General features: G+C 35.3%; 19 protein-coding genes. 15 read left to right on the top strand and 4 right to left on the bottom strand.

Annotated features, from left to right (window positions below; all coding sequences use genetic code 11):
• The first annotated feature begins 31 nt into the window (after positions 1 to 31).
• The 6 genes from HMPREF2818_RS08750 (at position 32) to HMPREF2818_RS08725 (ending at position 7,542) form a co-directional block, all read left to right on the top strand.
• Entirely contained in the window at positions 32 to 1,030 is a 999-nt protein-coding gene (locus tag HMPREF2818_RS08750) for an LTA glycolipid anchor biosynthesis glycosyltransferase, IagA/BgsA family (RefSeq protein ID WP_000866349.1), read from the top strand.
• A 1-nt stretch (position 1,031) separates the two neighbouring features.
• On the top strand, positions 1,032 to 2,366 hold the full coding sequence (locus tag HMPREF2818_RS08745; RefSeq protein ID WP_001219474.1) for a glycosyltransferase family 4 protein: 1,335 nt from the start codon (positions 1,032 to 1,034) through the stop codon (positions 2,364 to 2,366).
• A gap of 456 nt (positions 2,367 to 2,822) precedes the next feature.
• Entirely contained in the window at positions 2,823 to 4,766 is a 1,944-nt protein-coding gene (thrS, locus tag HMPREF2818_RS08740) for a threonine--tRNA ligase (RefSeq protein WP_000591012.1), read from the top strand.
• A gap of 221 nt (positions 4,767 to 4,987) precedes the next feature.
• Positions 4,988 to 5,692, top strand: a complete 705-nt coding sequence (locus tag HMPREF2818_RS08735; RefSeq protein ID WP_001261248.1) for a response regulator transcription factor — start codon at positions 4,988 to 4,990, stop codon at positions 5,690 to 5,692.
• 97 nt (positions 5,693 to 5,789) lie between these two features.
• On the top strand, positions 5,790 to 6,809 hold the full coding sequence (locus HMPREF2818_RS08730) for a DUF3114 domain-containing protein (protein WP_001140274.1): 1,020 nt from the start codon (positions 5,790 to 5,792) through the stop codon (positions 6,807 to 6,809).
• Positions 6,810 to 6,975: 166 nt separating this feature from the next.
• Positions 6,976 to 7,542, top strand: a complete 567-nt coding sequence (locus tag HMPREF2818_RS08725) for a PepSY domain-containing protein (RefSeq protein ID WP_000592389.1) — start codon at positions 6,976 to 6,978, stop codon at positions 7,540 to 7,542.
• 48 nt (positions 7,543 to 7,590) lie between these two features.
• Here HMPREF2818_RS08725 and HMPREF2818_RS08720 read toward each other — a convergent pair whose 3' ends face one another.
• From HMPREF2818_RS08720 to HMPREF2818_RS08705, 4 genes are read right to left on the bottom strand one after another with little or no spacing between them, the layout of a single operon-like run.
• Positions 7,591 to 8,241: an amino acid ABC transporter permease gene (locus HMPREF2818_RS08720; RefSeq protein WP_000100034.1), complete on the bottom strand. Its 651-nt coding sequence runs from the start codon at positions 8,239 to 8,241 to the stop codon at positions 7,591 to 7,593.
• Between the two features lie 11 nt (positions 8,242 to 8,252).
• The gene (locus tag HMPREF2818_RS08715) at positions 8,253 to 8,948 is read right to left on the bottom strand and encodes an amino acid ABC transporter permease (RefSeq protein ID WP_000173642.1); all 696 of its coding nucleotides are present in this window, start codon (positions 8,946 to 8,948) and stop codon (positions 8,253 to 8,255) included.
• A gap of 12 nt (positions 8,949 to 8,960) precedes the next feature.
• A complete protein-coding gene (locus HMPREF2818_RS08710; RefSeq protein ID WP_000946169.1) occupies positions 8,961 to 9,761 on the bottom strand; it encodes a transporter substrate-binding domain-containing protein in 801 nt (266 codons plus the stop codon).
• Between the two features lie 11 nt (positions 9,762 to 9,772).
• The gene (locus tag HMPREF2818_RS08705; protein WP_000053155.1) at positions 9,773 to 10,528 is read right to left on the bottom strand and encodes an amino acid ABC transporter ATP-binding protein; all 756 of its coding nucleotides are present in this window, start codon (positions 10,526 to 10,528) and stop codon (positions 9,773 to 9,775) included.
• A gap of 339 nt (positions 10,529 to 10,867) precedes the next feature.
• Between HMPREF2818_RS08705 and yycF the strand changes: the two genes are divergently transcribed.
• From yycF to ftsY, 9 genes are all read left to right on the top strand, one after another.
• A complete protein-coding gene (yycF, locus tag HMPREF2818_RS08700) occupies positions 10,868 to 11,578 on the top strand; it encodes a response regulator YycF (RefSeq protein WP_000722052.1) in 711 nt (236 codons plus the stop codon).
• Positions 11,571 to 12,920 carry a cell wall metabolism sensor histidine kinase VicK gene (gene vicK / locus HMPREF2818_RS08695; protein WP_001065469.1) on the top strand — a complete coding sequence of 450 codons (1,350 nt, stop codon included), beginning with the start codon at positions 11,571 to 11,573 and terminating at the stop codon, positions 12,918 to 12,920. Before yycF ends, vicK begins: the two co-directional genes overlap by 8 nt.
• Positions 12,921 to 12,923: 3 nt before the next feature.
• Positions 12,924 to 13,733: an MBL fold metallo-hydrolase gene (locus tag HMPREF2818_RS08690; RefSeq protein WP_001289498.1), complete on the top strand. Its 810-nt coding sequence runs from the start codon at positions 12,924 to 12,926 to the stop codon at positions 13,731 to 13,733.
• A gap of 2 nt (positions 13,734 to 13,735) precedes the next feature.
• Positions 13,736 to 14,104, top strand: coding sequence for a YbaN family protein (locus tag HMPREF2818_RS08685; RefSeq protein WP_000719384.1), 369 nt, complete (start codon positions 13,736 to 13,738; stop codon positions 14,102 to 14,104).
• Between the two features lie 174 nt (positions 14,105 to 14,278).
• Entirely contained in the window at positions 14,279 to 14,965 is a 687-nt protein-coding gene (gene rnc / locus HMPREF2818_RS08680) for a ribonuclease III (protein WP_000661526.1), read from the top strand.
• A gap of 7 nt (positions 14,966 to 14,972) precedes the next feature.
• Positions 14,973 to 18,512, top strand: coding sequence for a chromosome segregation protein SMC (gene smc / locus HMPREF2818_RS08675; protein ID WP_000478775.1), 3,540 nt, complete (start codon positions 14,973 to 14,975; stop codon positions 18,510 to 18,512).
• A gap of 90 nt (positions 18,513 to 18,602) precedes the next feature.
• Positions 18,603 to 19,400 (top strand): Cof-type HAD-IIB family hydrolase, encoded by a 798-nt coding sequence (locus HMPREF2818_RS08670; protein WP_000594099.1) that lies wholly within the window; start codon positions 18,603 to 18,605, stop codon positions 19,398 to 19,400.
• Positions 19,400 to 20,224, top strand: coding sequence for a Cof-type HAD-IIB family hydrolase (locus tag HMPREF2818_RS08665; protein ID WP_001280059.1), 825 nt, complete (start codon positions 19,400 to 19,402; stop codon positions 20,222 to 20,224). The genes HMPREF2818_RS08670 and HMPREF2818_RS08665 overlap by 1 nt, the downstream gene beginning before the upstream one ends.
• Positions 20,224 to 21,834 carry a signal recognition particle-docking protein FtsY gene (gene ftsY, locus HMPREF2818_RS08660; protein WP_000522271.1) on the top strand — a complete coding sequence of 537 codons (1,611 nt, stop codon included), beginning with the start codon at positions 20,224 to 20,226 and terminating at the stop codon, positions 21,832 to 21,834. Before HMPREF2818_RS08665 ends, ftsY begins: the two co-directional genes overlap by 1 nt.
• Positions 21,835 to 21,864: the final 30 nt, after the last annotated feature.

Here is a 21,864-nt window from a genome sequence, read left to right as displayed (position 1 = left end):
AAAAAAGGTAAAATGAGATATAATAAGACCTATGAAAGTTTTACTGTATTTAGAGGCTGAAGAATACTTGAAAAAGTCAGGTATCGGTCGTGCTATCAAACATCAAGAGAAAGCTCTTCAAATTGCTGGGATAGATTATACCACTAATCCTACAGATGACTTTGACCTTGTTCATATGAATACCTATGGTATTAGAAGTTGGCTTTTGATGAGTAAAGCTAAAAAAACTGGGAAAAAAGTAATTATGCATGGCCATTCCACTGAAGAGGACTTTAGAAATTCTTTTATTGGCTCAAATTTAGTATCCCCGCTTTTTAAATGGTACCTTTGCCGTTTTTATCAAAAAGCAGATGCCATTATAACCCCAACTGATTATTCTAAACAACTAATAAAAGCATATGGCATCAAGAAACCAATTTTTGTTTTATCTAACGGGATTGATCTAAGTCGCTATCAGAGGTCAGAAAAGAAAGAAGCTGCATTTCGTCACTATTTTCACTTAAGTAAGGATGATAAAGTTGTTATGGGGGCCGGTCTTTATTTCATGCGTAAGGGAATTGACCAATTTGTTGAAGTAGCTGCAAAAATGCCTGATATTCGTTTTATTTGGTTTGGAGAAACAAATAAATGGGTTATTCCTCGAAAGGTTAGGCAAATCGTTACCAAGCAACATCCCTCAAATGTTACTTTTGCTGGTTACATAAAAGGTGATGTTTATGAAGGTGCCATGAGTGCTAGCGATGCTTTCTTCTTTCCGAGTCGTGAAGAGACAGAAGGGATAGTAGTTTTAGAGGCTTTAGCTAGTCATCAGCATGTGGTTTTAAGAGATATCCCTGTGTATCACGGTTGGGTGACCGAAGACAGTGTTGAATTAGCGACTGATGTTGATGGTTTTGTTGAAAAGTTGGATAAAGTCTTATCTGGTAAGAGTGATAAGATTAAAGAAGGTTATCGTGTGGCTGAGAGTCGAAGTATCGAACGAATTGCCCATGAATTGGCAAGTGTTTATCAAAAAGTAATGGAGTTGTAAGATGCGTATAGGTCTATTTACAGATACATACTTTCCCCAAGTTTCGGGAGTTTCAACAAGTATCCGAACTTTAAAGGAAGGGTTGGAGAAGGAAGGACACGAAGTTTATATTTTCACAACTACCGACCGTAATGTCAAACGTTTTGAAGACCCTACAATTATTCGTTTACCAAGTGTCCCTTTTATTTCTTTTACAGATCGTCGAGTAGTTTATAGAGGTTTAATTTCTGCTTATAGGATAGCTAAAGACTACGAACTTGATATTATTCATACTCAAACAGAATTCAGTTTAGGACTTTTAGGAAAATTAGTTGCAAAAGCTTTAAGAATACCTGTTGTGCATACTTATCATACTCAATATGAGGATTACGTTGGTTATATCGCAAAAGGCAAATTGATTAAGCCAAGTATGGTCAAATATATCATGCGTACCTACCTAAGTGATTTGGATGGTGTCATATGTCCTTCTCGAATTGTTCTCAATCTTCTAGATGGTTACGGTGTCAAAATTCCAAAACAAGTTATTCCGACAGGTATTCCTGTTGAGAACTATCGTCGAGAGGATATCTCTGAAGAAACAATCAAGAATCTACGAACGGAGCTTGGACTTGCGGATAATGATACAATGCTATTGAGTTTATCACGGGTATCTTTTGAAAAAAATATTCAAGCAATCTTGATGCATTTATCAGCTATCGTTGATGAAAATCCTCACGTAAAATTAGTGATAGTTGGAGATGGTCCTTATCTTTCAGATCTAAAAGAACTTGTTCACTCTCTAGAACTTGAAAATTCAGTTATTTTTACAGGTATGGTTGAGCATAGCCAAGTGGCTATCTACTATAAAGCATGTGATTTCTTTATTAGTGCTTCAACAAGTGAAACGCAAGGATTAACTTACATTGAGAGTCTGGCGAGTGGACGTCCAATCATTGCGCAAAGTAATCCTTATCTAGATGATGTTATTTCAGATAAAATGTTTGGAACTCTGTACAAGAAGGAAAGTGATTTGGCAGATGCTATCCTAGATGCAATAGCAGAGACACCCAAAATGACTCAAGAAGCTTATGAACAGAAATTATATGAGATTTCTGCTGAGAATTTCAGCAAGTCTGTATATGCTTTTTACCTAGACTTTCTGATTTCACAAAAAGCTAGTGTGAAAGAAAAAGTCTCTCTGACAATAGGAAATAAGGATAGCCATTCTACTCTTCGTTTTGTCAGAAAAGCGGTATATTTACCTAAGAAAGTTTTTACCTTTACAGGAAGAGCCTCTAAAAAAGTGGTAAAAGCACCTAAACGTCGTATTTCATCTATTCGAGATTTTTTAGATTGAGACGAATAAAATTAGTAAATGTCTTGAAATTATAAAAAATATTGTTATAATAAAAAATGAAGACATGTTAGGTTCTAATAGATTTTAAGAGCGAGCACTGGTTGGTGGAAAGAGTGCAATTAGAGAACTTAGTACTACTTCCTTGATTTTATGCAAACATAAAAGGGTGGTTCCCTTATCGCCACTAGAGGTCTGACACAAGTATACTCGAGTTTTTGTGTTGGATAAATTGAGGTGGAACCACGTAGTCTTTACGTCCTTTTGGATGTAAAGGCTCTTTTTTTATAAAAGAAGTGGTTGCATAAAAGAGGCAGATTGCTTTGCTAATGTTATACTTATTATCCCTAGCTAGGATAATGTGGAATTCAATCAAAGGTCAATCCCTTTGTTTATTAGTGAATTAATGTGTTTAGGAATTGGTATCACCCTAACAGTTATTAAGAAAAGGAGAACAAGATGATTAAAATCACTTTCCCAGATGGTGCAATTCGTGAATTTGAATCTGGCATCACAACATTTGAAATTGCACAATCAATTTCTAACTCTTTAGCTAAAAAAGCTTTAGCTGGTAAATTTAATGGTCAACTTATTGATACAACACGTGCTATCGAAGAAGATGGTAGTATTGAGATTGTAACACCTGACCACGAAGATGCTTTAGGAGTTCTTCGTCACTCAGCAGCGCATTTATTTGCTCAAGCTGCAAAACGCCTTTTTCCAGACTTATGTTTAGGTGTAGGTCCAGCTATTCAAGATGGTTTTTACTATGATACTGATAATAAATCAGGTCAAATTTCAAATGATGATCTTCCTCGTATTGAAGAAGAAATGAAAAAAATTGTTAAGGAAAATCACCCTTGTATTCGTGAAGAAATCAGTAAAGAAGAAGCGTTAGAACTTTTTAAAGATGACCCTTATAAAGTTGAATTAATTAGTGAACATGCTGAAGATGGTTTAACTGTTTATCGTCAAGGTGAATTTGTAGACCTTTGTCGTGGACCTCATGTCCCATCAACAGGACGTATTCAAGTCTTTCATCTTCTAAATGTCGCTGGGGCTTACTGGCGTGGTAACAGTGATAATGCTATGATGCAGCGTGTCTATGGTACTGCTTGGTTTGATAAAAAAGATTTGAAAGCATATCTTAAACGCCGTGAAGAAGCTAAGGAACGTGACCACCGCAAATTAGGTAAAGAACTTGATTTATTTATGGTTAATCCTGAAGTAGGTCAAGGATTGCCATTCTGGTTGCCAAATGGAGCAACTATTCGCCGCGAATTGGAACGTTACATTGTTGATAAGGAGATTGCTTCAGGTTATCAACACGTTTACACACCTCCGATGGCATCTGTTGAATTTTACAAGACTTCTGGGCACTGGGACCACTATCGTGAAGACATGTTTCCAACAATGGATATGGGAGATGGAGAGGAATTCGTTCTTCGTCCAATGAACTGCCCACACCATATTGAAGTTTATAAACATCATGTTCACTCATACCGTGAATTGCCAATTCGTATCGCTGAACTTGGTATGATGCACCGTTATGAAAAATCAGGGGCCCTCACAGGATTGCAACGTGTACGCGAAATGACACTCAACGATGCCCATATTTTCGTTACACCTGAGCAAATTAAAGATGAATTTCTTAAAGCTCTTAATCTCATAGCAGAAATTTATGAAGATTTTAACTTAACAGATTACCGTTTCCGCTTATCTTATCGTGACCCAGAAGATAAACATAAGTATTATGATAACGATGAGATGTGGGAAAATGCACAAGCTATGCTAAAAGAGGCTATGGATGATTTTGGATTAGATTATTTTGAAGCAGAAGGCGAAGCAGCCTTTTACGGTCCTAAATTGGATATCCAGGTGAAAACTGCTCTTGGTAATGAAGAAACATTATCTACTATCCAACTAGATTTCCTTCTTCCAGAACGCTTTGATCTTAAATACATCGGTGCAGATGGTGAAGAACATCGTCCAATTATGATTCACCGCGGTGGTATTTCAACAATGGAGCGCTTTACAGCTATTTTAATTGAAACTTACAAAGGTGCCTTTCCAACTTGGCTTGCTCCACAACAAGTTTCTGTTATTCCAATTTCAAATGAAGCCCACATTGATTATGCTTGGGAAGTGGCTCGTGTCCTTAAAGATCGTGGTATTCGTGCTGAAGTGGATGACCGTAACGAAAAGATGCAATATAAGATTCGTGCGGCTCAAACCCAAAAAATTCCATATCAATTGATTGTTGGTGATAAGGAAATGGAAGAAAAAGCCGTAAATGTGCGTCGCTATGGAAGCAAAGCGACTGAAACAAAATCTATAGAGGAATTTGTAGAAAGTATTTTAGCTGATATTGCAAGAAAATCTAGACCTGACGAAGTTAAATAAATTTTATTAGTCATTATAAAAATCATTAATAAATGATGTGAACTGATTACTGTATGATGCAGAATCAGTTTTTTAGATGCTAATTTTTTCTTGATGTTTAATTATAAGCTAATTATAGATAAATAATCTCATATAACATTCACAAAATTAGATTTTTTTGGTATAATTAATATGATTGACACATAAAGGAAAATAGTATTAATAAAAAGGGGTATGGAGCATTGCGAACAGTATTAGTAGTGCAAGGTGATGACGAAACAATAGAGTTATTAAGGTCGTATCTAGAGGGAGCTCTTTATAAGGTTGTGATGGCTAGTGATGGTGAGGAGGCTTTTTCTTTATTTCAGCAACATCAGATTGATTTAGCAATCATAGATATTACGCTACCTAAAATAGATGGATATGAGTTGACGCGACTCATTCGTCAAGATAGTCAGATTCCTATTATTATGCTAGCAGCTAAGACAACAGATATGGACAGAATATTAGGATTGAATATTGGAGCAGATGATTTTATCACGAAACCGTTTAATTCTTTGGAGGTTTTAGCTCGAATTAATTCGCAACTGCGTCGTTACTATGAATTCAATAGTCTTGCCAAACCTAAAAATCAATTTATAAAGATAGGGGAATTGGAATTAGATGAGGAACATGTTGAACTAACTAAAAATGGTAAACATATCAAGTTGACTGCTACAGAATTTAAGATTCTTCATATCTTAATGTCATCACCAGGAAGGATTTATACTAAAACACAACTCTATGAGAAGATTAATGGTAGGTATTTAGAAGGTGATGAGACAACGATTATGGTGCATATTTCTAATATCCGTGACAAAATCGAAGATGATAGTAAATATCCTAAATATATAAAAACACTTAGAGGAGTAGGTTATAAAATCGAAAAACCGCAGTATCTTGTTTAAAAACATAATGGCTAGTAAGAGCCATTTTTTAGTGAAGATATTTCTTGGTTTTAAGCTTTCCTTTTTGCTATAATAAGTAAAATTGGAGGGGAGAGATATGGCAAAGACCGCTCTTAATATTCCTTTTACAGTTGAAGGGATAGAAAATTATTATCAAAATATAAAAATGATACTGTCTTTAGCAGATAAATGGAGCATACCTAGAGATGATCTATTACTTTTTTTAAAGGGACTCAAGGCTATTGATGATATAAAAGTTGGCTCTCCTATTTTTAAGTATTTTTGGACTTCTTTAAGTTTACAAGCACCCCTCAAAGCTTTAGAATTCGTGTTAGAGCAGGCTAAAATGCCAACTGAATTGTCAGGAGAATTATCAGAAACACAATACTTGGTCGCACAGTTTTCAGATGAGTTAGCTCCGCATGATGATTTCTGGATAGCCTTATCACAAGTTATTTATGATTCTTTTCCTGGGAATAGTCTAGCCGAAGATACTGTATTAAATAGGAAACTCCATCAATTCCGCTATTTGATTTCTAGTCAGCAAGCACAGTATGTTCGACGATACTTTAAAGATGTTGGTATGACTGATAGAGATGCTTTAGTAAACTATCTATCATGTTTAAGAGAACCAGATAGTATCGCCTACTATGAATCTGCTCGTTTGCATAATAAACGTCGGAGAAATGGTGAAATCTTTGGTTTCCCAGATGATGAGCAGGTTATTAATAGTAAGCTTTTAATTTCATTCCATACGGAATTTATTATTGACGATAAAGGAAACTTTTTAAACGAGATTGACGCAGAAGTAATAACACGTAATGGCATTATCAATGGAGCTAGCTTTAATTATGCTTTTAAAAATAATACACGTCATAAAGAATTAGATGTTGATCCTGTAAAGTTAGACCCAAAATTTCGAAACGATATGACTAGAGGTTATAGATCGCCAAATCTATCTAGAAGGAAATGGTTTTTCTTTAAAGAAGAGGATTACGATTGTAGTTATTTCAATAAAAAAGGATATTACGCATTTGGAAGGCGTAGTGCTAAGCAATCGGTTGATAAACAAGTCAAATACTTGAAGAAGGCTGTGCAGAAAATGCGCATCAACTGATACATATACTATTAAAAGATACCATAGTACTATGGTATCTTTTAATTTGAGGTATTAATGTCAAATGGTTTTTATTGACCACATGTTTTTATGAACGAGTGGTCAAAATTGAAAAAGTGTCTAGCTTATGTTAAAATATAATTGAATAATAGAAAGAAGGTGCTGTATGATTAAAAAAAATAAAGTTTTTTTAGGAGTTCTTTTAGTCCTTGTTGTTATCCTTGGAGGTGGTGTATTATTTTACCAATCACAATTCCAAAAGACAACTAATCAAGCGTTAGCTATTGCTTATAAAGATGCTAAAGTGGCTAAGAAGGATGTCATACATCAAAAAATTGACAAAGAATTTGAAAACTTTAGAGGGAGCTACGAAATTGAGTTCAATACCAAAAGCGCAGAATACAGCTATCATGTAGATGCTAAGACTGGACAAATCCTTGAGCGGGACATGGATAATAATGGCTTTTCAAAATCGACTTCTCAGTCAAGTTCATCGTCAAGTCAAAAATCTCATAAAATAAGTCAAGAAGAAGCCAAAAAGATTGCATTTAAAGATGCTAATATAGAGGAATCAGAAGTCAGTAATCTTAAGATCAAAGAAGAAATTGAAAATGGAAAATCAGTTTATGATATTGACTTTGTGGACCTGAAAAATAAAAATGAAGTTGATTATCAAATTGATGCAGAAACTGGAAAAATCATTGAACGTTCTAGAGATCATATGAATGATTAATTTAAATAAGATATAAAAAAACGAAGGTCTAAAAGGCCTTCGTTTTAATTACTCAGTAGCTTGCTCCCAACGTTTTGAAAGTTTACGTGAAAAACTTGAGATGATAAAGTTTGTAATGAAATAGACAGCAGTTATAATAGCGTAGAGTGTAAAAACTTGTCCAGCTTCGAAATATCTTCCCATTAGAATTTGACTTTTTCCGAAGATTTCTTGAATAGCTATAACAGAATAAAGTAGTGATGTATCTTTTATAACCGTTACAAACTGAGAAATAATGGCTGGTAACATTTTGCGAAAAGCTTGTGGGAAAATAATAATAATGAAAACTTGCAAATAAGTGAATCCTTGAGAAAGTCCGGCTTCTGTCTGTCCTTTATCGACTCCATTTAAACCTCCCCGAATAATTTCTGCTAAAGCAGCGGAGGTAAAAATTGTAAACGAAGTAATACCAGCGCTGACTGATTTCATCTGGAATACTAAGAAAATGATAAAAATCCAAAGTAGATTTGGAACATTTCTGACAAATTCGATATAGATACTAGCTATTAATTTCCAGATAGGATTTTTGCTATTTCTCATAATTGCTAATAGAGTTCCAAAAAACATTGATAGTAAAATGGAAATAAAAGATATATATAAGGTTAAACCGAACCCTTGAAGGAGAAATAGTATATTTGTTAGTGTTAAGACTGATGACATATCAAACCTCCTTAAGAATAAGTTTTCTTATTTAATTCTTCTTGTTTTCTTGCCCAGCTTGCTAGTGGGAAACAAATAACAAAATAGAAGATAGCAGCTCCTGCAAAAGCTGGGATATAATTAGTCGTATCATAAGCCCAGGCCTTAGCTACAAACATGATATCGGCTCCAGAAATGATTGCTACGGTAGAGGTATTCTTGATTAGGTTAACAACTTGGTTGGTCATTGGTGGTAAAATTGTTCTGACAGCTTGAGGCAAAATGATAAGTTGCATGGTTTGATTAGCTGTGAATCCTTGAGCTAAAGCAGCCTCTGTTTGTCCTTTAGGGACAGCTTCAATTCCTGAGCGAATAACTTCAGAAATATAGGCACCATGGTATAGGCCAACGCACAAAACGGCGGTGAAAAAAGCACTAATCATAACATGTCCATTACTAATGATTGCTAGTCCATAGTAGACAAAAACCATTTGAACTAAAAGAGGTGTGTTTTGAAAAACTTCAACATAGATACGTGATATCAACTTACCAACTTTACTTTTAGAAGTTGATAAACCACCAGAGAGAATTCCTAATATCAGAGCAAGTAGGAGTGCACCAAACGAAATACCTAGAGTATATAAGAAGCCTTTAAAGAATAGGTCAAAATGGTTAAAGAAAGCGCCCCACCTTGAAATGGCAAAAGGACTGATGTTTAATAAAGTCATAAAAAATCCTCCCTATTCTTTTTTTACTTTAGCGGGTTTAAGCTTAAATTTTTGATAAATGTGTTTTAAACTACCATCTTTTTCCCATGATACCAGTAACTTATTAACGTAGGGAATCAAGACTTTGTCCTGTTTACTGGTTGCAATACCGTATTCTTGCGTATTGAACCCTTCTTTTAATATGGTTGTATGAGGGCTAAGGTAGCCGCTAAGGATAGATTTATCAACTGAAAAAGCATCAATACGATTAGCGTACAGCGATATCGCTAATTCTGGGAAACTCCCTAATTGAGCATAGCTAAATTTTAGTTTGTGTTCTTTAGCATATTTTTCTAAATTTACTTTTGTAGTGGCACCTTGAGCCACACCAATGTGTTTACCATCCAATTCTTTTATAGTTTTGATATGACTATTTTTACGCACCAAAAATCCAATTTCATCGTGATAATAAGCTTTAGAAATATTATAGTTAGCTTTTCTTTCGGGCGTGATAGTGTATGTTGCGATTAGAATATCAATTTGTCCATTGTCCATCAGAGGCTCTCTGGTTTGTGCAGTTGTCGGTACAAAAACTGGTTTGACGCCTAAGGATTTGGCAATTTTTTTGGCAATATCAATTTCCATTCCTTCGTATTGATTCGTCTCAGCATTATGATAACCAAAGTTAGGCACATCTTGTTTGACTCCAACTTTAAGGACACCCGATTTTTTGATTTCTGATAATTGATTAGCTGACGTTGAGTTGGGATAAAATAACAGGAAAATGAAAATACAGGATAATAGATAGAGCGTTAATCTTTTTCGTCTCAGCATATTTCGTCCTCCTAAAGGTCAGTACTGGTATGGTTGATAATGTTGCTTAAAAATTGTTTGGCACGTGGTTCTGTGGGATTATCAAAAAAGTCTTGCACATCCGTAGTATCCACTAAAATTTCCCCATCAGCCATAAAAATAATACGATCAGCAACTTCTCGTGCGAATCCCATTTCATGAGTTACAACGACCATATTCATTCCGTCATTTGCCAATTTTTGCATCACTGAAAGAACGTCTCCGATGGTTTCGGGATCAAGGGCAGAGGTAGGCTCATCAAAGAGGAGGAGTTTTGGATGCATGGCAAGCCCTCTAGCAATAGCAATTCTCTGTTTTTGACCACCTGATAGCATAGATGGGTAGGAATCTTTTCTTTCCCACATATTGACAAATTTTAAATATTTTTCAGCAATTTCCATAGCTTCTTTTTTAGATTGTTTTAATACTTTAATAGGAGCTAATGTAATATTTTCTAACACGGTTTTGTGAGGATAAAGGTTAAAATGTTGAAAAACCATACCAACTTCTTTACGGAGGTTGACCAATTCTTTAGATGAAGTATTTGCTAATTCATGTCCATTCACGACCAAACTACCATCGTCAATAGATTCGAGAGCGTTCATTGTTCTAATAAGTGTTGATTTACCTGATCCAGAAGGTCCTAATAGAACAACCACTTGCCCTGGCTCTATTTCCAAATTAATCTGACGAAGGGCGTGATAATCTCCATAATACTTGTTAACATTCTTATAAGATATGAGTGACATAAGAACCTCCTAAAATAACAGCTTATTGTTAGGTTACCTAACATTATAGATAAGTGTATCACCTGTTTGTGAGCTTGTCAATAAATTCAGAATATTAAAGAGTAGGATTGATTTAAATATTGCTATTTTTAGAGCGGTATTTTTAGTAAAAATATTACGTTCTCGTATCATTTATTTTTCAGTTTAATAGGATGTATTGAAAGTTTCCAATTAACTAGGAAATCTGTTATAATTAGTGATAATAGTGGTGCTTTAGGCCCATATTATCATATTTTCGGTCACTTTTATTTTTCAGTTTATGAATGGAAGTGGGAGACCAGAAAGTAATAGAGGTAAAATATGAAAAAAATACTTATCGTTGATGATGAAAAACCAATTTCAGATATTATCAAATTTAATTTAACCAAAGAAGGATATGAGACGGCGACAGCTTTCGATGGCCGTGAAGCTTTAGTACAATATGCAGAATTTCAACCAGATTTAATCATTTTGGATTTAATGCTCCCTGAACTAGATGGTTTAGAAGTGGCTAAGGAAGTTCGTAAAACCAGCCATATTCCTATTATTATGCTTTCTGCAAAAGATAGTGAGTTTGACAAAGTCATTGGTTTAGAAATCGGTGCAGATGATTATGTTACTAAACCTTTTTCAAATCGTGAACTTTTGGCACGGGTCAAAGCACATTTACGACGTACTGAAAATATTGAAACAGCTGTAGCAGAAGAAAGTGCTCAAAATGCTTCTTCGGATATTACTATTGGTGAGTTGCAAATTTTACCAGACGCCTTTATTGCTAAGAAACGTGGCGAAGAAATTGAATTAACGCACCGAGAATTTGAATTACTTCACCATTTAGCGACACATATCGGACAAGTCATGACACGCGAACATTTATTGGAAACAGTTTGGGGATATGATTATTTTGGAGATGTCCGTACAGTTGATGTGACGGTGAGACGTTTACGTGAAAAGATTGAAGATACTCCTGGTCGTCCAGAATATATTTTGACTCGACGTGGTGTAGGTTATTACATGAAGTCTTATGAATAATAGTGCTGCAAATATTAGGTCGTTTGAGCTAGCCTTACTTTTTTTACTAGTTTTTGTTGCTGTTTATTTTGTTTATCTAGCGGTTAGAGATTTTAAAATGTCTAAAAATATCCGACTTTTGAATTGGAAAGTCAGAGATTTGATAGCAGGAAATTATTCAGATAGTATTCTAATTCAAGGTGATGCAGATTTGGTAGAATTAGGTGAAAGTCTAAATGATTTATCTGATGTCTTCCGAATGGCACATGATAACTTAGAACAAGAAAAGAATCGCTTAGCAAGTATCTTAACTTATATGACTGACGGTGTGCTGGCTACAGATCGTTCAGGAAAAATCGTTATGATTAATGAGACAGCCCAACAGCAGTTCAATCTAGCATATGATGAAGCTTTATCAATGAATATTGTTGATATGTTAGGGTCGGGAAGTCCATATTCGTTCCAAGATTTAGTCTCTAAGACGCCAGAGGTAGTTCTTAATAGACGTGATGAAAATGGTGAATTTGTTACCTTACGGATTCGATTTGCTTTGAACCGTCGTGAAAGTGGTTTTATTTCCGGTTTAGTTGCAGTATCACACGATGCTACTGAGCAAGAGAAAGAAGAGCGTGAAAGAAGACTTTTTGTATCTAATGTTTCTCATGAACTTCGTACACCTTTGACATCTGTAAAATCTTATTTAGAAGCTTTAGATGAGGGAGCGCTCAATGAAGAAGTTGCTCCAAGCTTTATTAAGGTATCTCTAGATGAAACAAATCGTATGATGCGTATGATATCAGATTTATTAAGTTTATCGCGCATTGATAATGAAGTAACGCATTTAGATGTTGAAATGACGAATTTTACAGCTTTCATGACCTCAATTTTGAATCGATTTGATCAGATTAGAAATCAAAAAACAGTCACAGGAAAAGTTTATGAAATTGTCAGAGATTATCCTCTTAAGTCAATTTGGGTGGAAATTGATACAGATAAGATGACTCAAGTGATTGATAACATTTTAAATAATGCAGTCAAGTATTCACCAGATGGTGGTAAGATTACAGTTAATCTACGCACAACTAAAACGCAGATGATTTTATCAATATCAGACCAAGGCTTAGGTATTCCCAAAAAAGATTTACCTCTCATTTTTGATCGTTTTTATCGTGTTGATAAGGCGAGAAGTCGTCAACAGGGTGGGACTGGACTTGGTTTGTCAATTGCAAAAGAAATTGTTAAGCAGCATAAGGGATTTATTTGGGCTAAGAGTGAGTATGGTAAAGGATCTACTTTTACAATCGTCTTGCCTTATGATAAAGATGCTGTAACTTATGAAGAATGGGAGGACGTTGAAGATTAAAACATGTCAGAAATAGGATTTAAATATAGTATCTTAGCTTCAGGTTCAACTGGAAATTGTTTTTATATTGAGACACCCCAAAAACGTCTTTTAATTGACGCTGGTTTAACAGGCAAGAAAGTGACTAGCCTCCTTGCAGAAATTAATCGTAAACCAGAAGATTTAGATGCTATACTAGTTACCCACGAACATTCTGACCACATTAAAGGTGTTGGCGTATTGGCTAGGAAATATCACCTTGATATTTATGCCAATGAGCAGACGTGGAAAGTTATGGATGAGCGTAACATGTTAGGCAAAGTTGATGTTAGTCAAAAGCATGTTTTTGGACGCGGTAAAACCTTAACTTTCGGGGATTTAGATATTGAGAGCTTTGGTGTAAGTCATGATGCTGTGGATCCCCAATTTTACCGTATGATGAAAGATGATAAGAGCTTTGTGATGTTGACAGATACAGGATATGTTAGCGACCGAATGGCAAGTTTGATTGAGAATGCAGATGGTTATTTGATCGAGTCAAATCACGACATTGAGATTCTACGTTCGGGTTCTTATCCTTGGACACTTAAGCAACGTATTTTATCAGATAAAGGACATTTATCTAATGAAGATGGTTCAGAAACCATGATTCGCACTATAGGTAACCGTACTAAACACATCTATTTAGGACACTTGAGTAAGGAAAATAATATTAAGGAACTTGCTCACATGACTATGGAAAACAATTTAATGAGAGCTGACTTTGGTGTGGGCACAGATTTTTCTGTTCACGATACTTCACCTGATTCAGCTACCCCACTGACGAGGATTTAAGATTGAAAAAGATTTTTTACATTAGTTTAGGATTTATTAGTTTAGGGATAGGCATTGCAGGTATTGTCTTGCCGGTAGTTCCAACGACTCCATTAGTATTGCTTTCAGCTTTTTGCTTTTCGAGAAGCTCTGAAAAATTTGATATTTGGTTGCGTCAAACTAAAGTTTATAAATACTACGCTGCAGATTTTGTTGAAAGCAGAAGTATTGCCCCAGCGCGTAAAAAGTCAATGATTTGGCAAATTTATATCTTGATGGGGATTTCAATCTATTTTGCTCCTCTAATGTGGCTCAAACTGGGATTATTGATTGGAACTATTGTAGGAACTTATGTGCTTTTTTATGTAGTACCTGATAAAATTGATGAATAGTTAACAAGAGACTAGGTGTGTATCCTAGTCTTTTGTTGAATATTCAAATATGTAATTAAGGAAACGTTTTCTTTGGAAGATAAGTTTAACTTCCAAAATGTTTGATTATTTGTCAACTGTGGTATAATGGTATTTGTTTAATATTTTATCTATGATTGAAATCAAGGAGAAAAAATGAAAGAATTAAGATCAAAGCTGGAAAAAGACTATGGTATTGTTTTTGCTAATCAAGAATTATTAGATACAGCTTTTACCCATACATCATACGCAAATGAGCATCGCCTCCTAAACATTTCACATAATGAACGTTTGGAATTTTTAGGAGACGCTGTTCTACAATTACTTATTTCACAGTATCTTTTTACAAAGTACCCTCAAAAGGCAGAAGGTGATTTATCAAAATTACGTTCAATGATTGTTCGTGAGGAAAGTCTTGCAGGTTTTTCACGTCTATGTGGCTTTGATCACTATATTAAACTTGGAAAAGGAGAAGAAAAATCTGGTGGACGTAATCGTGACACTATTTTAGGAGATTTATTTGAGGCTTTTTTAGGAGCTTTATTATTGGATAAAGGTGTTGAAGTGGTTCATGCCTTTGTTAACAAGGTAATGATCCCTCACGTTGAAAAAGGGACCTATGAGCGTGTTAAAGATTACAAGACAAGCTTGCAAGAATTACTTCAATCTCATGGGGATGTAAAAATAGATTATCAAGTTACTAATGAAAGTGGTCCAGCACATGCAAAGGAATTTGAGGTGACTGTATCTGTCAACCAAGAAAATTTGAGCCAAGGAATTGGACGATCAAAGAAAGCTGCTGAACAAGACGCTGCCAAAAATGCTTTAGCAACGTTACAATGAGGAAATCATGTTTTTAAAAGAAATTGAAATGCAAGGCTTTAAGTCCTTTGCGGATAAAACTAAGGTAGAATTTGATCAAGGAGTTACTGCTGTTGTAGGTCCAAATGGATCAGGTAAAAGTAATATCACAGAGAGTTTACGTTGGGCATTGGGAGAATCAAGCGCAAAAAGTTTACGAGGAGGTAAGATGCCAGACGTCATATTTGCTGGTACAGAAAATCGTAAGCCCCTTAATTATGCGCAAGTGAGTGTTACTTTAGATAATAGCGACCACTTTATCGAAAATATAGCTGACGAAGTTCGAGTTGAACGTCGTATTTTTCGAAACGGAGATAGTGAATATTTAATAGATGGACGCAAAGTTCGCTTACGTGATATTCATGATTTATTTATGGATACTGGATTAGGAAGAGATTCTTTTTCTATTATTTCCCAAGGACGCGTTGAAGCTATTTTTAATAGTAAACCAGAAGAGCGCCGTGCCATATTTGAAGAAGCCGCTGGTGTTCTGAAGTACAAAACACGTAAGAAGGAAACACAATCCAAATTAGAACAAACTCAAGGGAACTTAGATCGCTTAGAGGATATTATTTATGAATTGGATATGCAAGTCCAACCATTAGAAAAACAAGCAAGTATTGCCAAGCGTTTTTTAGTATTAGATGAGGAACGACAAGGACTCCACTTATCTATCTTGATTGAAGATATTTTACAACATCAATCAGATTTAACTACTGTTGAGGAAAAGCTATTGACAGTAAGAGAAGAGTTAGCAACTTATTACCAACAACGTCAGTCCCTTGAAGATGAAAATCAATCGTTAAAACAGAAACGTCACCATTTATCTGAAGAAATTGAGGCTAAACAGTTAGCTCTTTTAGACGTTACAAAGTTAAAGTCAGATTTGGAACGCCAAATTGATCTGATTCGTTTAGAGTCAAACCAAAAGGCTGAAAAAAAAGAAGAGGCAGGTCAACGTTTAGCAGAGTTAGAAATTAAAGCTAAAGATTGTAGTGACCAGATTACCCAAAAAAATATAGAGTTAACTACTCTGTCGGAAAAAATAGCCCAAATAAGATCAGAAATTGTTAGTACAGAAAGTTCCTTGGAGCGTTTTTCAACTAATCCGGATCAGATTATTGAAAAACTTCGAGAAGACTTTGTTACCTTGATGCAAGAAGAAGCCGACACTTCAAACGCTTTAACAGCTTTACTAGCTGATATAGAGAATCAAAAACAAGCTTCTCAAGCTAAATCTCAAGAAATACAAGAAGTTAGCAAAAATTTAGAAGTATTAAAAAGTAACGCAAAGGTAGCGTTGGAACGATTTGAGGCTGCAAAGAAGAATGTTCGTCGGTTATTATCTCACTACCAAGATTTAGGTCAAACCTTGCAAAATCTAGAAGGTGAGTATAAGAATCAGCAGTCAATTTTATTTGATCATTTAGATGAAATCAAATCAAAGCAAGCACGTATTTCGAGTTTAGAATCTATTTTGAAAAATCATAGTAATTTCTATGCTGGAGTGAAGTCAGTTCTACAGGCTAAGGACCAGCTTGGAGGTATCATAGGTGCTGTTAGTGAGCATCTTAGCTTTGACAAACATTACCAAATAGCATTGGAGATAGCTTTGGGAGGTAGCAGCCAACACATCATTGTTGAAGACGAGAGTGCTGCCAAACGTTCAATTGCTTTTTTAAAGAAAAACCGCCAAGGTAGAGCGACATTTCTGCCTTTAACTACAATAAAACCAAGAGAATTAGCACAACATTATCTCTCAAAATTACAAAGTTCTCAAGGGTTTTTAGGAATAGCTAGTGAATTGGTAACCTATGATCAACGCTTGTCAAACATTTTTAAAAATAACTTAGGGTTAACTGCTATTTTTGATACGGTTGATAATGCTAATGTAGCTGCAAGACAATTGAATTATCAAGTACGTTTAGTAACCTTAGATGGAACAGAATTACGCCCTGGAGGGTCGTACTCAGGGGGAGCAAATCGTCAAAATAATACTGTTTTTATCAAGCCTGAATTGGATAATCTAAAAAAAGAATTAAAACAGGCACAAAGTAAACAATTAATTCAAGAAAAAGAAGTTGCCGCATTGTTAGAGCAACTCAAAGAGAAACAAGAAACCTTAGCACAACTTAAGAATGATGGAGAACAAGCTCGTCTTGAGGAACAAAGAGCTGATATAGAGTATCAACAACTATCAGAAAAGCTTGCTGATTTAAATAAACTATATAATGGCTTACAATTAAGCAACGGGGTGTCGGAACAAACTACTTCTCAAAATGAAAAAAATCGTTTAGAAAAAGAACTTGAACAATTTGCTATTAAAAAAGAGGAGTTGACAACTTCAATTGCTCAAATTAAGGAAGATAAAGATTCAATTCAAGAAAAAGTCAATAATCTAACAACATTATTGTCAGAGGCACAGCTAGAAGAACGTGATTTGCTAAACGAGCAGAAATTTGAACGTGCCAACTGTACACGTCTAGAGATTACCTTGTCTGAAATAAAACGTGACATTAGTAATTTACAAACATTACTAAGCCATCAGGACAGTCAATTAGACAAAGAAGAGCTTCCACGTATAGAAAAACAGTTGCTACAAGCAAATAAGAGAAGAGAAAATGATGAAGAAAAGCTTGTGAGTCTCCGTTTTGAATTGGAGGATTGTGAAGCTGCTTTAGATGATTTAGCTGCTTCTCTGGCTAAAGAGGGACAAAAAAATGAAAGCCTTATTCGTCAGCAAGCTCAATTAGAGTCACAATGTGAACAATTATCTCAACAATTGATGGTATTCTCACGTCAATTATCAGAAGACTATCAGATGACATTGGATGAAGCGAAGGTAAAAGCAAATGTCTTGGAAGATATTTTGATGGCGCGTGAACAATTGAAATCTCTACAAGCTAAAATTAAAGCTTTAGGACCTGTTAATATTGATGCAATTGCTCAATTTGAAGAAGTTCATGAACGATTGACCTTCCTTAACACACAGCGAGACGACTTAGTTCATGCCAAAAATTTATTACTAGAGACGATTACAGATATGGATGATGAAGTTAAGACTCGTTTTAAATCGACATTTGAAGCCATTCGTCATAGTTTCAAAGAAACCTTTGTACAGATGTTTGGTGGAGGTTCTGCGGACCTTATTCTGACAGAAGGTGATTTATTATCAGCTGGGGTTGATATTTCGGTTCAACCTCCTGGTAAAAAAATCCAGTCTTTAAACTTGATGTCAGGTGGTGAAAAAGCATTATCAGCGTTAGCATTATTATTTGCCATTATCCGTGTTAAGACAATTTCATTTGTCATCTTGGATGAAGTTGAGGCCGCTTTAGATGAAGCAAATGTTAAGCGATTTGGCGATTATCTTAATCGATTTGATAAATCAAGTCAATTTATCGTTGTTACTCACCGAAAAGGAACTATGTCTGCTGCTGATAGTATCTATGGGGTAACGATGCAGGAATCAGGCGTTTCCAAAATTGTTTCTGTAAAATTAAAAGAAGCTCAAGAAATGACCAATTAGAAAACAGAAGGGGATCCCTTCTGTTTTTTGGATTTTCAGCCTTATTTTATGTTACAATAGTAAATGTAAACCCTTTAGTTAGGAGATTCCATGATAAAATTAGTAGCAACCGATATGGATGGTACATTCTTAGATGAAAACGGTACCTATGATAAAAAACGTTTAGCAAACGTGCTAAAAAAATTTAAAGAACAAGGAATTGTCTTTACGGCAGCAAGTGGGCGTTCCTTATTATCACTTGAACAATTATTTGCTGACTTTCGTGATCAGATGGCTTTTATAGCAGAAAACGGAAGTGCAGCAGTCTTATTTGATCGCTTGGCATATGAACAGCACTTGAGTCGAGAACAATACTTAGATATTATTGACCATTTGAGTAAGAGCCCTTATATGGAGAATAATGAATATGTCTTATCTGGAAAGGATGGTGCATATATTCTAAGTGATGCCAATCCAGGTTATATTGAATTCATCACTCATTATTATGATAATTTGCAAAAAGTTTCTCACTTTGAAGATGTTGATGATATTATTTTCAAAGTAACGGCTAACTTTACTGAAGAGACTGTTAGACAAGCTGAGGAGTGGGTAAATCAAGTTATACCGTATGCCACAGCAGTGACAACAGGCTTTAAATCCATTGATATTATTTTAAGCTCAGTTAATAAACGAAATGGTTTAGAGCACCTCTGTGAACAATACGGTATTAGAGCAGAAGAAGTCTTATCTTTTGGTGACAATATTAATGATTTAGAAATGCTAGAGTGGTCAGGCAAAGCTATTGCAACAGAAAATGCTAGACCAGAAGTTAAAGAGATAGCAGATTGTATTATAGGTCATCACAATGATCAAGCTGTAATGGCTTATTTAGAAAGTATGGTGGATTAATGTCGGATATTAAAATACTTGCTTTAGATTTAGATGGCACTTTATTTACAACAGATAAAAAAGTTTCAGAAGAAAATAAAGTGGCCTTAAAAGCAGCTAGAGAAAAAGGTATAAAAGTTGTTATTACAACAGGGCGTCCTTTAAAAGCAATTGGTAATTTGTTAGAGGACCTAGAGTTAGTATCTGATGAAGATTACAGCATTACTTTTAACGGTGGTTTAGTTCAACAAAATACAGGGAAAATCTTAGCTAAAACTGCAATGACACGACAAGAAGTGGAAGATATCCATGAGGAGTTGTATCAAGTGGGTTTGCCAACAGATATCTTAAGTGAGGGAATGGTATATAGTATTGCTAACAAGGGACACCATTCTCAATATCATTTAGCCAACCCGCTCTTAGAATTTATAGAAGTTGATGATTTAGAGCAAGTGCCAAAGGATGTAGTTTATAATAAAATTGTTAGTGTTATTGATGCTACATATCTTGATCAACAAATTGCTAAACTTCCTGATAGACTTAAAGTTGACTATGAAATGTTTAAATCACGTGATATCATTTTAGAATTGATGCCTAAAGGTGTTCATAAAGCAGTCGGCTTAGAACTACTGACAAAACACCTTGGGTTAGATAGTAGTCAAGTTATGGCAATGGGAGATGAAGCAAATGATTTATCAATGTTAGAGTGGGCAGGCTTAGGAGTTGCAATGGCTAATGGTATTCCAGAAGCTAAGGCAATAGCAAAAGCGACAACTATTTGTAATAACGATGAGTCTGGAGTTGCCGAAGCAGTTGGGAAATATATTTTAAGTGAGGAAAATTAATGGGATTATTTGACCGCCTATTTGGACATAAGAAAAAAGATAAAGAACCAGAAATTGAAGCATCAGAATCTGTTGTTTTAGAAGATGAAGATTCAGTTATTGATAAAGAGGAGGGCAGCAACTTTTCGAAGGAGTCAACTTTGAATCGAACCTCTGAAGTCCCTGTTGCAGAAGATGATTCTTTCTTAGAATTAGAAAGAGATACAGCATTGTCAGAATCACATCAACCAGTTACCTCTGAAATTCATCCTTTAGAGTCAGAAGATACCGATGAAATTCCTGTAAAAGAAGACGATAGTTTTTTAGAACTAGAAGATAGGGCTAAGACAAAGGTAGCAGATACTTCTGAGGTAGGAAATGTAGTTCCTGATTCCACGACTCTTTCTGACAATGTTTCTGCTAAATCTGAGGCATCTTTTAGTGATAAGGAGCAATCAAGTAATAGTCAGGCTTCAGAGCAGTTTTCAGAAACTCCCTTTCAAGAAGAGATGTCTAGTGGAAAAACTGAGGTACAAACAGAGTCAGAGGATACATCTGCGGCTGATGCTTTTTTAGCAGATTACTATGCTAAACGTAAAGCAATTGAGAAAGAAATCTCGTCTAATTCGCTGTCAACAGATGAGTCAAAACTTTCTGAGGCACAGGAAGTTTTATCGCAATCACAGGCAGACACTATAAAAGCTGAGAGTCAAGAGGAAAAATATAATCGTAGCCTGAAAAAAACACGCACAGGTTTTAGTGCACGCCTTAATGCTTTCCTTTCTAACTTCCGTCGTGTTGACGAAGAGTTCTTTGAAGAATTAGAAGAAATGTTAATCTTATCTGACGTTGGGGTAAATGTTGCAACACAGTTAACTGAAGATCTTCGTTATGAAGCAAAATTAGAGAATGCCAAGAAATCAGAGGATTTAAAACGTGTTATCGTTGAAAAATTAGTTGAAATCTACGAAAAAGATGGTATTTATAATGAGGCTATCAATTTCCAAGAAGGTTTAACCGTAATGCTTTTTGTAGGTGTTAATGGTGTTGGAAAAACGACATCTATAGGTAAGTTAGCTCATCAATACAAGTCTCAAGGGAAAAAAGTTATGTTAGTAGCAGCTGATACTTTCCGTGCAGGTGCTGTGGCTCAACTAGTAGAATGGGGACGCCGTGTTGATGTACCAGTTGTCACTGGAGAAGAAAAAGCAGATCCGGCTAGCGTTGTCTTTGATGGCATGGAAAAAGCCATTGCTCAAGGCGTTGATGTCTTGTTAATTGATACAGCAGGACGTTTGCAAAATAAAGAAAACCTTATGGCAGAGTTGGAAAAAATTGGACGTATTATTAAGCGTGTCGTACCAGATGCTCCCCATGAAACTTTGCTTGCTTTAGATGCATCTACAGGACAAAATGCTTTAAGTCAAGCTAAAGAGTTCTCGAAAATTACACCATTAACTGGCCTTATTCTGACTAAAATTGATGGTACTGCTAAGGGTGGTGTGGTACTGGCTATTCGTCAAGAACTAGATATTCCTGTTAAATTCATTGGTTTCGGCGAAAAAATCGATGATATTGGTGAATTTAATTCAGAAGATTTCATGCGTGGCCTTCTGGAAGGAATTTTATAAGAAAAAAGAACTTTCATTTAGAAAGTTCTT

This window comes from Streptococcus sp. HMSC076H09, assembly GCF_001811765.1.
In the GTDB taxonomy this organism is placed as follows: Bacteria; Bacillota; Bacilli; order Lactobacillales; family Streptococcaceae; genus Streptococcus; species Streptococcus agalactiae.
This window is presented reverse-complemented; position numbering and strand designations above follow the sequence as displayed.